Origin of the sequence: Mycobacterium sp. 1245852.3 (genome assembly GCF_001669335.1) — a bacterium.
Taxonomy (GTDB): Bacteria; Actinomycetota; Actinomycetes; order Mycobacteriales; family Mycobacteriaceae; genus Mycobacterium; species Mycobacterium europaeum_A.
Window position 1 is genome coordinate 49,873 of the sequence record NZ_LZLL01000273.1, and the last position, 13,658, is coordinate 63,530.

The window sequence follows — 13,658 nt, forward strand, 5'->3', positions numbered from 1 at the left end:
GTGTGACTGGCCAGTGGACGTCAGTAGCCGATGGGGCCGTTGGGCTGCGCGAAATGCAGCCGGTCGGGCTCGGTATGACCGACGACCTGCACGTCGGACTTCACCTGTTCGTCGTAGCCGAGGCCGAAGCGGACTACGTATTGCTTGTACAGGAGCACCAGGGGAGCGGCTGCCAGGGCGGCTTGCATGGCCGCCGCGTTGCCGATCGCCGTGATCGTGTACGGCGGGCTGTAGGTCCGCCCGTTGAGCAGCAGCGTGTTGCCGACGCAGCGCGGCACCGACGTGGCGATGATCCGCTGGTCTTGCATCTGGATCGCCTCGGCGCCGGCGCTCCACAGCGCGTTGAGCACGGCCTCGATGTCTTGCTGATGCACCACCAAGTCGTCGGGGGAGGCGTCGCGCGGGAAGCGACCGTTGGCGTCGCGCTGGGCGTCGGCCAGCGTGACCACCAGGCCCGGCCCGTGCACCGGGCTCATCCCCGCCTCGCCCGCGAGTTGCGTGGAACGCCGCAGCATGGCCGACAGTGCGGCGTCCGAGGAGCGGCCGTGCGCGGCATCGATCTTGGCGGTCAGTTGCTCGCGTTGGGCGCTGAGACGGTTCACCGACGACTGCGTCTCACGGACCAGGTCCACCAGGCGCGGGGCGTCGCTGCGGCGGATTTCGGCGCCGCCGGAGACTCCGTGGGTTGCGGCGAGCAACAGGCCGGCCAGCAGACACACCACCGGGACGCCGAAGCGCCATGGCGACGGGCGCGTCTGGATCATCGAGTCTCCATTTCCTGGTCACCGTCCCAGGTGAGTTAGTCTCGTAGCCAAGCTATGGGTGCGACTGCACTGTTTATCGTTGCACCCCGTCCCGCTCACCGTGTCGTTGAGGTAATCCGCGAGGTAATCATGCCCAAGTCCAAGGTCCGCAAGAAGAACGACTTCACCGTCGGCGCGGTCAGCCGCACGCCGGTGAAAGTCAAGGTCGGGCCGTCGAGCGTGTGGTTCGTCGCGCTGTTCATCGGTCTCATGCTGATCGGCCTCGTCTGGCTGATGGTGTTCCAGCTGGCCGCCGTCGGGAGCCAGGCCCCGGCCGCCCTGAACTGGATGGCGCAGCTGGGTCCGTGGAACTACGCGATCGCGTTCGCTTTCATGATCACCGGTTTGTTGCTCACGATGCGCTGGCACTGAGCGGGACGGTCGGTGTATTGAATTCATTTCCGGGTTGATTTGGTACGGCGTCAGCAACTTTCCGGCCACCCAATCACACGCGTGTGATTTATCCCCACTGTTGATAGCTGATGTGGATAACTGCATAGCCGGTGGTGGGAGGGGTTAAGGACCGCATGCAGCAAACACAATGGCAGCCGCACACGGCGGGAATCGCTGGTTGTGGAGCCGCGGGCGTTTTGATGGCTATCGCGGCTGTGACCGTGGTCACAGACCCGCCCGGGCGGATTCTGGCGGGCGTTGCCGCGGCGGGTCTGCTCTTGTTTGCCGGCGTGTCGTGGCACGCGCGTCCCAAGCTGGCAATCACAACCGGCGGGCTGATGCTGCGCGGCTGGTTCCGAACGCAGGTATTGCAGCATTCCGACATCAAGATCATCCGCATCATGGAGTTCCGCCGCTACGGGCGCAAGGTGCGGTTAGTCGAGGTCGAGACCGCCGACGGCGACCTGGTGCTGTTCTCCCGATGGGACCTCGGGACGGACCCGGTGGAGGTGCTCGACGCGCTCACCGAAGCCGGCTACGCGGGCCGCCAGCAGCCCTGAGCGGCCCGCGGCTGGTGCCGGGTTCAGGAGATGGTGATCGACTCGATGACGACCGGCTCGGTCGGACGGTCGTTGCCGTCGGTGCTCGTCGTGGAGATGGCGTCGACGACCTTTTGCGACTCCGGATCGGTCACTTCGCCGAAGATCGTGTGGCGCCGGTTCAGGTGCGGGGTCTGCCCGACGGTGATGAAGAACTGCGAGCCGTTGGTGCCGGGGCCCGCGTTGGCCATCGCCAGCAGGTAGGGCTTGTCGAATTGCAGTTCGGGGTGGAACTCGTCGGCGAACTTGTAACCCGGGCCGCCGCGACCGGTTCCGGTCGGGTCGCCACCCTGAATCATGAAGCCCCGGATCACCCGGTGGAAGACCGCGCCGTCATAGAAGGGGCCCGAAGAGCCTCCCGATGCGTTCTGCGTCGAGTACTCCTTGGTGCCCTGCGCCAGGCCAACGAAGTTGGCGACGGTCTTGGGCGCGTGGTTTCCGAAGAGGGCGACCTTGATGTCGCCGCGGTTGGTGTGGAGCGTCGCGGTAGCAGTCTGAAAGGGGCTGTTGGTCACGGCATGAGAGTCTGCCACTACGGGTGGGCGTTGCCGCACGCGGTGTCACCCAACGCGGACCGTCATCGAAATCGCCGCGCGCACGCACGACCGACGACGACGTCCCTATGCTGGCAGTCTGTTCAGTTACCCGGTCGGTGTCACGGCCGGCTCGTTCCACGGGACAGAAAGGCGACAGATGAGCGCGAAGGCGGATTCCCGGCTGACGCCGCGGCAGCGATTGGCCCGCGGCCTGAGCTATTCGGCGCAGGGACCGGTAGACCTCACCCGTGGGGTGGTCGGCCTGAGTGTCCAGTCCGCGCAGTCGACCGCGGCGCAGCTGCGCCGCCGGTATCAAGAGGGGCGGCTGGCCCGGGACCTCGCCGCGGCCCAGGAGACCCTTGCCCAGGAGCTGGCCGCCGCACAGGAAGTGGTGACGAGCCTGCCCCAGGCCCTGCAGGACGCACGGCGCGCGCAGCGTCGTGGCAAGCGCCCCTTGGTCTTGGCGGGCGTCGCCGTCGCCGTCCTCGCCGGCGGCGCCGCGGCGTTCAGCATCATCCGGCGCTCGGTGCGGGCGAAGCCCCAGGATCCCCAGTCGCGGCCGCCCAGCGTCGAGGTGCAGCCGCGGCCCTAGATCACCGCACAGCCAGCTGAAGCCGTTCGCGGCGACGGACCAGGACGCTCGGCAGCCATTCGCCGACGTCGGTCGCATCGATCCATGAAGTGCGCTCGAGCAGCATCCGCAGCACGATGTGGGCCTCCAAGCGGGCCAGCGCGGCACCCACGCAGAAATGCACGCCCTTACCGAAACTCACGTGGCCCTTGGCGGACGCGCGATCGAGCCGAAACTCGTTCGGATCCACGAAGTGGGTCGGGTCGCGGTTCGCCGCTCCCCACATCAGTAACAAGTGCGCGCCGGCCGGCACCTCGACCCCACCCAGCGTGGTGTCGCGCCACACGTGGCGGTAATGGCCGCGAAACGGCGACTCAAAGCGCAGCGTCTCTTCGATGAAACTACTTAGCAATTGCGGGTTTTCGCGAAGTTGCTGCTGGATCCCGGGGCGATCGGCAAGGATCCAGGCCGCGCTGCCGAGCAGCGACGCCGTCGATTCTCCCGCAGCACTGAAGAGGGTGAGCATGATGCCGAGCGCTGGCAGCTGTTCAAGTTCACCCGATGTGCAGCGCGCTGCCAGATCGGCGATCAGACCGTCTTCACTGTTGTCGCTTGACTTTTCGAAGTGCTCGAGGACATAGCCGGAGAGTTCCATTGCGGCGACTCCGGCCGCTGTGAGCTGGTCGGGTGTGACGATCCCGTCGAGCAACGTGGTGGTGGCGTAGCCGAGCCGAATGAGCCTGTCGACATCATCGTCGGGCAGACCCAACAGCTTGCAGACCACCATCATCGGCAACCGGTTGGCGACCGCGCTCATCCACTCGATCTGACCATCGCGCAGGTTCTCCTCCCAGAGAAGGTCCGCGGTCTGTGCGGCGAATTCTTCAATGATCCGAACGCGTTTGGCCGACAAATGGGGTAGCAGGATCTTCCGGTGCATCGCATGAATCGGGTCGTCCGCGGTGGCCAATGTATGCATCGAGGCTCCCGGCGGTCCCATATCGAACGGTGTAACGCTGCCGTCCTCGTGAAACACCATGGTCGCCGTGAGGTTCGACGAAAAGTCTCCTACCCGATCGACGGCCTCAAGAACCGCGTCCCAACCGCATACCGCGTAGAAGACGGAGTCGCCGATGCGGTGCACCGGCGCCTCGGCGCGCATCCGGTCATACAGCGGGTACGGGTCCTGGATCGCCTCGCTGCCGAAGAATCGGATCGCCTTGTCCAACACGGCCATGCGTTTCAGGCTCGATGCAGCTCACCGGCGGGTCAATGGCATGCGGGAAAGTTGAGGAACGTTCGCGGCTCGCGGCCGAACGCCGCTGGCGGCGCCCACCAGTCGCCAGCAGCAACTTCGGCTGAGAAATCTGCGGAGTGAATTCTCGGCCTGAGAAAAGCGTTTCCGTAGCCCGCAGACGGTGCAGCATGGACGGATGACTGGGAGTGATTGGTTGGTGGGCCGCGACCGCGGTAGCGAAGCCGCCGAACGGATCTATACCGCGGCGGCCGACCTCATCGCCCGCCGGGGATACGAGGATTTCTCGATCGAAGCCCTGGCCGCCCGGGTGCATTGCTCACCGGCGACGATCTATCGCCATGCCGGCGGCAAGGCGACGATCCGCGACGCCGTGATCCGCATCCAGGCCGCCCGCATCGTGGACACCACCCGTGACGCCATCGAGGACCTTCGAGGCCCCCAGCGGGTCGTGACCGCCACCATCATGGCGCTCGAACGGCTGCGCTCCGATCCGCTGGCCCAGCTCATGCGCTCGATCCACGCCGCCCCGGTCAGCGACTGGGTCATCAACTCACCGATCGTGACGGCCCTTGCCGCCGAGATGCTGGGGCCCGGGCATGACGATCCGCTGGCGGCGCAGTGGCTGATCCGCGTCTTCCTGGCGCTGTGGGGCTGGCCGCTCAAAGACGCCGCCGCCGAGCGGGCCCTGGTGGAACGCTTTCTCGGCTCGTCCTACGGGGGAGCCGGGGAAGGGCTGTGACTTGTGGAGCCTAGGGGAATCGAACCCCTGACACCCGCCTTGCAAAGGCGGTGCTCTACCAACTGAGCTAAGGCCCCTCATCGTGACTGGGTGGTTGACCTTGGTCATCCACAGCCACGTGCCAGACCTCGACTCCGCGTCGGGACCACGCCACCGCTGCCAATACGGCGATGAGTCCCAGCGGCAGTGCGAGTCTTACGCAACGTCTTGACGGGCACATGGTTGTGGGCCTAGGAGGACTCGAACCTCCGACCTCTTCGTTATCAGCGAAGCGCTCTAACCGCCTGAGCTATAGGCCCGTACTCGCGTACGGCCGAGCGACGAGATTACCGCACTCCCCGCCCGACTCCCAAAAACGCAGCGTCCACTGCTAGTCCCGATCCGCCAACGTCACCTCGACACCGCCGATCAGATCGGTGGTCAGGTTGTAGACGAACGCAGCGATGGTGGCCATCGCGGTCAGCAACACGATGTTGACCAGCCCGATCAGGACCGCGCCGCCGAAAATCGTGCCGCTGGACACCAGTTCGCCGCTGCTGCCGCTGGTGTTGTTGAGCAGGTCACCGACGTTGCTGTTCAACTTCGACCACACGCCCATGCCGCCGAGCACCAGGTAGAGGAACGCGACGGCGATCATCCAGACGAAGAACAGCGCCACCGAGAGCAGCAGCGACACCTTCAGGGTGCTCCACGGATCGATGCGGCGGATCTGCATGCTGGCCCGCACCGGGCCCCGCGTTCGCCGTGACACCTGCACCCGGTTGTCCCGGTTATCCCGGCCTTCCCGGCTTTCGGCGGTGGCCGACCGTCCGGACCCCGACGCGCTCGGCGACTCGGCGGGGCGCTCGGGCGCGGGTTTGCGGTGCGGGCCGCGCGGCACTCCACCGGACAGGTCCGGCAACTCGCTCGCGTAGGCCTCGGTCGCAGAGGTCTCGGCGCGGGCGGGCGCGGGCTCAGGCTCCTTGGCGTGCGCCGGAGCGCCGGCGCCGGGCGCCGCGGTGCCGGAGATGAAGCGGTTCAGCCGGGCCTCGACGCCGCCGGCCTGGCCCGAGGGCCGCTTCTCGGTGGGCGGTTCGTTATGCCGAGGCCCCGGCTGCTGGGGTCGGGTGCCGCCGCGCTGCCACGGTGGCCCGTCCCCACCGTCTTGGGCGCGGCCACCCGGTGCCGGTGGCGCCGCGCGGCGCACACCGGCTCGCTCAACCGAACCATCCCCGTTGGGGGCATCCCCCTTTTTGGGGGCGCCCGGCTCGTTCGGTGAGGTCACCCCGACTCCTTAGGTCTCCTACTCGGCCCGCCACGCGGCCCGACCGTCATCGGGCTGAGTCTAGTGGCTCGCTACCGACTAGCTGTCCGACTCCGTGGCACCGTCGATTTCCTCGACGACTTCGTCCGCGTTCGCCTCGGCGTTGCGGGCGATGGCCAGCAGCGTGTTCTCTTCACCGAGGTTCATCAGGCGCACGCCCTTGGTCTGCCGTCCCGCCTTGCGGACCTGGCCCGCTGCGGTGCGGATGACGCCGCCTCCCGAGGTGATCGCGTACAGCTCGCTGTCCTCATCGACAATCAACGCACCAACCAGCCTGCCACGCCGGCGGTCGTACATCACCGTCAGGACGCCCTTGCCGCCGCGGCCCTGCACCGGATATTCCTCGATCGCGGTGCGCTTGGCATACCCACCAGACGTTGCCACCAGCAGATAGGTTCCCTCGCGGACCACGTTGAGCGACAACAGGTAGTCGTCAGCGTTGAACCGCATGCCCTGCACACCCGAGGTGGCTCGGCCCATCGGCCGCAGCGCATCGTCGGTCGCCGAGAACCGGATGGACTGGCCGTTGGCCGAGACCAACAGCAGGTCCTCGTCGGCGGAGCAGAGCACCGCGCCGACGAGCTCGTCGTTGTCGCGCAGGTTGATCGCCACGATTCCGCCCGAGCGGTTGGAGTCGAAGTCGGTCAGCTTGGTCTTCTTCACCAGCCCGTTGCGGGTGGCCAGCACCAGGTACGGGGCATCCTCGTAACCGCGGATCTGGATGACCTGGGCGATCCGCTCCTCCGGCTGGAAGGCCAGCAGGTTGGCGACGTGCTGACCGCGCGCCGTTCGCGACGCCTCCGGCAGTTCGTACGCCTTGGCCCGGTAGACCCGGCCCTGGGTGGTGAAAAACAGGATCCAGTCGTGCGTGGAGCACACGAAGAAGTGCCGCACGATGTCGTCCTGCTTCAGGCCGGCGCCCTGCACACCCTTGCCGCCGCGTTTCTGGCTGCGGTACAGGTCGGTCTTGGTGCGTTTGGCGTAACCGGTCTCGGTGATGGTGACGACGACGTCCTCGCGGGCGATCAGGTCCTCGTCGTTGACGTCGCCGTCGGCGGCGATGATCCGGGTCCGGCGCTCGTCGCCGTGCTTGTCGACGATCTCGGCGAGCTCGTCGTGCACGATGCGGCGCTGCCGCTCCGGCTTGGCCAGGATGTCTTCCAGGTCCGCGATCTCGGCTTCGATCTTGGCCAGGTCGTCGACGATGCGCTGGCGCTCCAGGGCGGCCAGCCGGCGCAGCTGCATGTCCAGGATCGCCTGGGCCTGGATTTCGTCGATGTCCAGCAGCTCGATCAGGCCGGCCCGGGCGATCTCCACGGTCTCCGACGCGCGGATCAGGGCGATCACCTCGTCGAGCGCGTCGAGCGCTTTGACCAGACCGCGCAAGATGTGCGCGCGCTCGTTGGCCTTGCGCAACCGGTAGGTGGTGCGCCGGACGATCACGTCGAGTTGATGCGCGACGTAGTGGCGGATCATCTGGTCGAGGCGCAGCGTGCGCGGCACCCCGTCGACGATCGACAACATGTTCGCCCCGAAGCTGGTCTGCAGCTGGGTGTGCTTGTAGAGGTTGTTCAGCACCACCTTGGCCACGGCGTCGCGCTTGATCTCCACCACGATGCGCAGGCCGACGCGGTCGCTGGACTGGTCTTCGATGTTGGAGATGCCGGCCAACTTGCCGTCGCGCACCTGCTCGGCGATCGAGGTGATGAAGTTGTCGTGGTTCACCTGGTAGGGCAACTCGGTGATCACCAGCGAGGTGCGGCCGCGTGAATCCTCTTCTACCTCAACGACTCCGCGCATCCGGATCGACCCGCGGCCGGTGGTGTACGCATCGTGGATGCCTTGTGATCCGACGATCAGACCGTGGGTGGGGAAGTCCGGACCCTTGACCCGCTCGCAGACCGCGGCCAGCGTCGCCTCTTCGTCGGCTTCGTGATTGTCCAGGCACCAGTAGACGGCTTCGGCCAGCTCGCGCAGGTTGTGCGGCGGGATGTTGGTCGCCATTCCCACGGCGATACCGCCCGAGCCGTTGGCCAGCAGGTTGGGGAACCGGCTCGGCAGCACGGTCGGCTCCTGCACACGACCGTCGTAGTTGGGAATGAAATCGACTGTCTCCTCGTCGATTTCGCGCAGCATCTCCATCGCGAGCGGGGTCAGTCGCGCCTCGGTGTACCGCATGGCGGCCGGCGGGTCGTTGCCGGGCGAGCCGAAGTTGCCCTGGCCGTCGACGAGCGGATAGCGCAGCGACCACGGCTGCGCCATGCGCACCAGCGTGTCGTAGATCGACGCGTCGCCGTGCGGGTGGTAGTTACCCATCGTCTCGGCGACCGACCGCGCCGACTTCGCGTGGCTGCGATCCGGGCGGAACCCGGAGTCGTACATCGCATAGAGCACGCGCCGGTGCACCGGCTTGAGACCGTCGCGCACCTCGGGCAGCGCACGCCCGACGATCACGCTCATCGCGTAATCGATGTAGCTGCGCTGCATCTCCTGCTGGATGTCGACCGGTTGAATCCGGTCGACGGAGTCGTCGCCAGGCGGCAGCGTGGTGTCAGTCATGAATTCCTCGTTGGTCGGTCAACGGTGGCCGGTCTGAATCGCTCAGCCGTCTAGACATCTAAGAAGCGAACGTCCTTGGCATTACGGGTGATAAAGCTGCGGCGCGCGTCGACGTCCTCGCCCATCAGGATGGAAAACAGCTCGTCGGCGGCCGCGGCGTCGTCGAGTGTGACTTGGCGCAGCACTCGGACGCTGGGATCCATTGTGGTTTCCCACAATTCCTTGGCGTCCATTTCGCCAAGACCCTTGTAACGCTGGATACCGTCATCCTTGTTAATCTTCTTGCCCGCCTTCTGGCCGGCCTCCAGCAAGCCGTCACGCTCGCGGTCGGAGTAGGCGAATTCGGGATCGCTGCGTTGCCATTTCAGCTTGTACAGCGGCGGCTGCGCCAAGAACACGTGCCCGTGTTCGATCAGCGGTCGCATGAAACGGAACAGCAGCGTCAGCAGCAATGTCGAGATGTGCTGGCCGTCGACATCCGCGTCGGCCATCAGCACGATCTTGTGGTAGCGCAGCTTGGCGATGTCGAACTCGTCGTGGATGCCGGTGCCCAGCGCGGTGATGATCGCCTGGACCTCGGTGTTCTTCAGAACCCGATCAATGCGGGCCTTTTCGACGTTGATGATCTTGCCGCGCAGCGGCAGGATGGCCTGGAACATCGAGTCGCGGCCGCTCTTGGCCGAGCCGCCCGCCGAGTCGCCCTCCACCACATACAGTTCCGACTTGCGCGGATCGGTGGAGCGGCAGTCGGCGAGCTTGCCGGGCAGCCCCCCGAGATCCGTTGCGCTCTTGCGGCGCACCAACTCTCGTGCTTTACGGGCGGCGATGCGGGCCTGCGCCGACGACACCGCCTTGTTGACCACGACCTTGGCGTCCGCGGGGTTGGCTTCGAACCAGTGCGTGAGTTGTTCGTTGCAGACCTTCTGCACGAAGGACTTCACCTCGGTGTTGCCCAGCTTGGTCTTGGTCTGGCCCTCGAACTGCGGCTCGCTGACCTTGACCGAGATCACCGCGGCCAGGCCTTCGCGGATGTCATCGCCGGTGAGGTTGGGGTCCTTGTCCTTGAGCAGCTTCTTGTCTTTGGCGTACTTGTTGACCACTGTCGTCAGCGCGCTGCGGAAGCCCTCCTCGTGCGTGCCGCCCTCGTGGGTGTTGATGGTGTTGGCGAAGGTGTGCACCGACTCCGAGTAACCGCCGTTCCACTGCATCGCGATCTCGACCTCGTGGCCGGGACCCTTGCCGTCGAAGTCGATGATGCTCTGCTGGATCGGGCTCTTGGTGCGGTTGATGTGTTTGACGAAGTCGACCAGGCCACCGGGGTAGTGGAAGGTGCGGTGCTTAACCTTATGTGGCGCAGTGGATTCCGCGGCCTTCTCCTCCGCCGACTTGGGCGCTTCGGCGGTGTCGCTGACGACCTCGTCGACCACCTCTTCGTTGCTCACCCGTTCGTCGGTGAGGTTGATGGTCAAACCCTTGTTGAGGAAGGCCATTTCCTGCAGCCGGCGCGCCACCGTCTCGAAGTCGTATTCGGTGGTCTCGAAGATTTCCGGGTCGGCCCAGAACCGGATCGTGGTGCCGGTGCGCTTAGTCGCCTCGCCCTGTTTGAGGGTGCCGGGGACCGCGCGGTCGTAATACTGCGACCATTCGTGGCCGTCGCGGGCGATGTCGACCTCGAGCCGGGTGGAGAGCGCGTTGACCACCGACACACCGACGCCGTGCAGACCACCACTGACGTTGTAGCCGCTGTTCTCGCCGCCGAATTTGCCGCCCGCATGCAGCTGCGTCATCACGACGTCGACGGTGGGGGCACCGGTGGCGTGCATCGCGACCGGAATACCGCGCCCGTTGTCGGAGACCTCTACGCTGCCGTCGTCGAGAATCCGGACGTCGACCTTGTCGGCGTAGCCGGCCATCGCCTCGTCGACCGAGTTGTCCACCACCTCCCAGATGAGGTGGTGCAGACCACGCTCACCGGTGGACCCGATGTACATACCGGGGCGTTTGCGGACGGCCTCGAGGCCCTCGAGCACGGTGATCGCTGAAGCGCCGTAATCGTCTTGTGCCTTCTTCTTCTGGGCAGCCACGGTCGGAATGCTCTCCTTGGGGTTTCATGCGGGCGGTTCCAGTCACCGCAACAGTCGCATCCTGCCAGTCTAGCGTGAACAGGCATCCGCACCGATTTTCTGGCCGCGTTTCTACCCAGCTAACCGCGCCGTGCGCACGATTTCTTTATTCTCGCCGCGTCCCGACGTGCGTCGAGGGGGTCCGCGTCGTCCTGGCGGATTTCAGCGGCCTGTGGACGAAGCGTGATCTGGGGATGCGGGGGCCGCCGCCAACCTCCCTAGCCGTATGTGTCGCGCGGCCCTCGTCCAGCGATGTGACGCGGCCCCTTGCGCCAGGAGGGCGCTGCCGGGCCGGTGATCTTCAACGACGTCACCACGCCGTTGCCGACGGCGGCGGCGATCTTGGCCAATAACTGCGACTGAATCATCCGCAGCTGGGTCGCCCACGCCGTCGATTCGGCGGCCACGCTCAGCACACCGTCGTTCAGCGCGGTCGGCACCGCGTGGTCGGCGATCTGATGGCCGACGACGGTCGCCCAGTTGCCCAGCACCGTGCCCTCGGCGACCTGCGCGGACCACCCACGTTTTCTCGCCAGGTCACGCGCCAGGCTACCCAGCGGCTGCGGGTCGCGTGCGTCAGGTCCCGGCCCCGACCAACTGCGCCGCTGACCCGCGACCCGGCGCGGGGCGGGGGCCGCCGCCCGGCCGCGGCCGGCGTCTTTACCCTGAGCCCGCGCCGCGGCCCGGGCCTCCTCGAGGGTGCGGCGGACCAGATCGATGCCACTCAGGGCATTCGACGGGGCCCGGGGTCCCTCATCAGCACCGGTCATGAGTGCATCTCCGACACCCGGCCCGAGTCGCTGTCACGCAAATCGACGTGCACCTGGCGGGCGTCCCAGCCGGCCGGGATATCTTCCAGCACCGCCGCGGTGACCAGCACCTGTTCGGCGGATTCGGCGACCGTGGCCAGCGCGCGGCGCCGGGCGGCGTCGAGTTCGGCGAAGACGTCGTCGAGCAACAACACGGGTTCGCTTTCTTCGGCCCTCAGCAATTCGTATGCGGCCAGCCGCAGCGACAACGCTAATGACCACGATTCGCCATGGCTGGCAAAGCCTTTCGCGGGCTGGTCCCCAAGCCACAATTCCAGATCGTCGCGGTGCGGGCCGACAAGACACATGCCGCGTTCGAGCTCCGCGTCGCGGCGCGCCGACAACGCCGCCAGCAGGGCGGCTTCCAAGAACTCCCGGTCGGCGCCGGCGATGTCCGCCGCGGCCTGGGCGCCCAGGCTGGAGCGATAGCCGATGGATGCGGCGCGCGATCCCGGGGCCAGCAGCTGGTAGGCCTTTTCGACCTCTGGCGTCAACTGGTTCACCAAATCGATACGGGCGGCCATCAATTGGGCGCCGTGTTCGGCCAGGCGACTGTCCCACACGTCGAGCGTGTCCAGTGCGCTCTGGTCGCCGCGGTAGCGCGCCCCGGACAGGGATTTCAACAGCGCGGTGCGCTGCCGCAGCACCTTTTCGTAGTCGGCGCGCACCGCGGCCACCGCCGGGCGGCGCACCGTCGCCAGATCGTCGAGGTAGCGGCGCCGGTCGGATGGATCGCCGCGCACCAACGCCAGGTCTTCGGGGGCGAACAGCACCGCGCGCAGCACCCCAATCACCTCGCGCGTACTGCGCACCGGGGAACGATTGAGCCGCGCCTTGTTCGCCCGGCCCGCCGCGATCTCCAGATCGACCGCACACTCCCTGCCTTCGTTGACCACGATCGTGGAAACCACCGCACGCTCGGCCCCGGCGCGGATCAACGGCGCGTCCGTGCCCACCCGGTGCGAGCCCATAGTGCTCGAATACCACAGCGCCTCAAGCAGATTCGTCTTCCCGAAGCCGTTGGATCCAATGAAGACCGTCCGACCAGGCTGCAATTCGAGGTCGGCGTGTGCCCAGGACCGGAAGTCGCGCAGTCCCAAATGCCGGACGTACACCTAGCCAGGCAACCGGACAGGCATCAACAAGTAGACGTAATCGGTCGGCAGGGCGCTGTACGGACCCGGGCCGGTCGGGTGGCTGTCGTCGCTCAAGGCCGGCCGCAACAGCGCCGGCTTGCCCGGCGTCGTGAAGCCGAACGACACCAGCTCGGAATGGACCGACCCCAACCCGTCGGTCAGATACGTCGGGTTGAACGCGATGGTCAACGGCTCGCCGACGAAATCGACCGCGAGGTCTTCTTCGGCCCGGCCGACATCGTCGGCACCGGCCGACAAGCGCAGCGATCCCTCACTGAATTCCATCCGCACCTGGGCGCCCCGGTCGGCGACCAACGCCACCAGCTTGATCGCCTCGGTCAATTCGGCCACGTTGATGGTGGCGACGGCCGTGTGCTCGGCCGGCAGCAGTTGGCGGAACTTCGGGAATTCCGCGTCCAGCAGACGGGTGGTGGAGCGCTTGCCGTTCCCGCTGATGCCGAGCAATCCGTCTTTCCCGACGCCCGAACCCGCACCCAGTGCCAACCGGACCTCGGAGCCGTCGGCCCCGGTCCGGGCGGCTTCGGCCAATGTCTTAGCCGGCACCAGGACCGCCGCTTCGATGTCCGGCGAGGCCGCCGACCAGGTCAACTCGCGAACCGCCAGGCGGAATCTGTCGGTGGCCGCCAAAACCACCGTGTCCCCCGAAATCTCAACCCGGATCCCGGTCAACATCGGCAGCGTGTCGTCGCGGCCCGTCGGGTGGCTGTCGTCGCTCAAGGCCGGCCGCAACAGCGCCCTGCCGACCGATTACGTCTACTTGTTGATGCCTGTCCGGTTGCCGGGCTAGGTGTACGTCGGGCATTCCGGC

At 66.5% G+C, this 13,658-nt stretch carries 12 protein-coding genes, 2 tRNA genes and 1 pseudogene; 4 read left to right on the plus strand and 11 right to left on the minus strand.

The features are described 5' to 3' along the window. Positions 1-20: 20 nt before the first annotated feature. Positions 21-764: a DUF881 domain-containing protein gene (locus A9W96_RS11965; protein WP_067139992.1), complete on the minus strand. Its 744-nt coding sequence runs from the start codon at positions 762-764 to the stop codon at positions 21-23. Between the two features lie 129 nt (positions 765-893). On the opposite strand from A9W96_RS11965, the gene crgA reads away from it, so the two are divergent. Further along, on the plus strand, positions 894-1,175 hold the full coding sequence (crgA, locus tag A9W96_RS11970; RefSeq protein ID WP_066861804.1) for a cell division protein CrgA: 282 nt from the start codon (positions 894-896) through the stop codon (positions 1,173-1,175). A gap of 155 nt (positions 1,176-1,330) precedes the next feature. Then, positions 1,331-1,756, plus strand: coding sequence for a PH domain-containing protein (locus A9W96_RS11975; protein WP_067139995.1), 426 nt, complete (start codon positions 1,331-1,333; stop codon positions 1,754-1,756). 23 nt (positions 1,757-1,779) lie between these two features. On the opposite strand, the gene A9W96_RS11980 is transcribed toward A9W96_RS11975, so the two are convergent. After that, on the minus strand, positions 1,780-2,328 hold the full coding sequence (locus A9W96_RS11980) for a peptidylprolyl isomerase (protein ID WP_066861810.1): 549 nt from the start codon (positions 2,326-2,328) through the stop codon (positions 1,780-1,782). A gap of 160 nt (positions 2,329-2,488) precedes the next feature. On the opposite strand from A9W96_RS11980, the gene cwsA reads away from it, so the two are divergent. Further along, positions 2,489-2,923: a cell wall synthesis protein CwsA gene (gene cwsA / locus A9W96_RS11985; protein WP_066861813.1), complete on the plus strand. Its 435-nt coding sequence runs from the start codon at positions 2,489-2,491 to the stop codon at positions 2,921-2,923. A gap of 1 nt (position 2,924) precedes the next feature. Here the strand turns inward: cwsA and A9W96_RS11990 are convergent, their stop codons facing one another. Continuing rightward, positions 2,925-4,139: a cytochrome P450 gene (locus tag A9W96_RS11990; RefSeq protein ID WP_066878907.1), complete on the minus strand. Its 1,215-nt coding sequence runs from the start codon at positions 4,137-4,139 to the stop codon at positions 2,925-2,927. Between the two features lie 196 nt (positions 4,140-4,335). On the opposite strand from A9W96_RS11990, the gene A9W96_RS11995 reads away from it, so the two are divergent. Next, entirely contained in the window at positions 4,336-4,899 is a 564-nt protein-coding gene (locus A9W96_RS11995; RefSeq protein WP_067139998.1) for a TetR/AcrR family transcriptional regulator, read from the plus strand. Between the two features lie 4 nt (positions 4,900-4,903). On the opposite strand, the gene A9W96_RS12000 is transcribed toward A9W96_RS11995, so the two are convergent. The 8 genes and pseudogenes from A9W96_RS12000 to dnaN all read right to left on the minus strand — a co-directional run. Further along, positions 4,904-4,976, minus strand: a tRNA-Ala gene (locus A9W96_RS12000). 148 nt (positions 4,977-5,124) lie between these two features. Continuing rightward, a tRNA-Ile gene (locus A9W96_RS12005) sits at positions 5,125-5,198 on the minus strand. A 71-nt stretch (positions 5,199-5,269) separates the two neighbouring features. Beyond that, positions 5,270-6,163 carry a DUF3566 domain-containing protein gene (locus A9W96_RS12010; RefSeq protein WP_066878909.1) on the minus strand — a complete coding sequence of 298 codons (894 nt, stop codon included), beginning with the start codon at positions 6,161-6,163 and terminating at the stop codon, positions 5,270-5,272. 78 nt (positions 6,164-6,241) lie between these two features. After that, the gene (gyrA, locus tag A9W96_RS12015; RefSeq protein WP_066861826.1) at positions 6,242-8,761 is read right to left on the minus strand and encodes a DNA gyrase subunit A; all 2,520 of its coding nucleotides are present in this window, start codon (positions 8,759-8,761) and stop codon (positions 6,242-6,244) included. A 50-nt stretch (positions 8,762-8,811) separates the two neighbouring features. Then, entirely contained in the window at positions 8,812-10,845 is a 2,034-nt protein-coding gene (gyrB, locus tag A9W96_RS12020) for a DNA topoisomerase (ATP-hydrolyzing) subunit B (RefSeq protein ID WP_066861829.1), read from the minus strand. Positions 10,846-11,102: 257 nt separating this feature from the next. Next, entirely contained in the window at positions 11,103-11,654 is a 552-nt protein-coding gene (locus A9W96_RS12025) for a DUF721 family protein (protein ID WP_066861832.1), read from the minus strand. Next, the gene (recF, locus tag A9W96_RS12030; RefSeq protein ID WP_066878913.1) at positions 11,651-12,808 is read right to left on the minus strand and encodes a DNA replication/repair protein RecF; all 1,158 of its coding nucleotides are present in this window, start codon (positions 12,806-12,808) and stop codon (positions 11,651-11,653) included. Before recF ends, A9W96_RS12025 begins: the two co-directional genes overlap by 4 nt. Then, a pseudogene (dnaN, locus tag A9W96_RS12035) lies at positions 12,809-13,546 on the minus strand (DNA polymerase III subunit beta); the annotation flags it as partial. Positions 13,547-13,658: the final 112 nt, after the last annotated feature.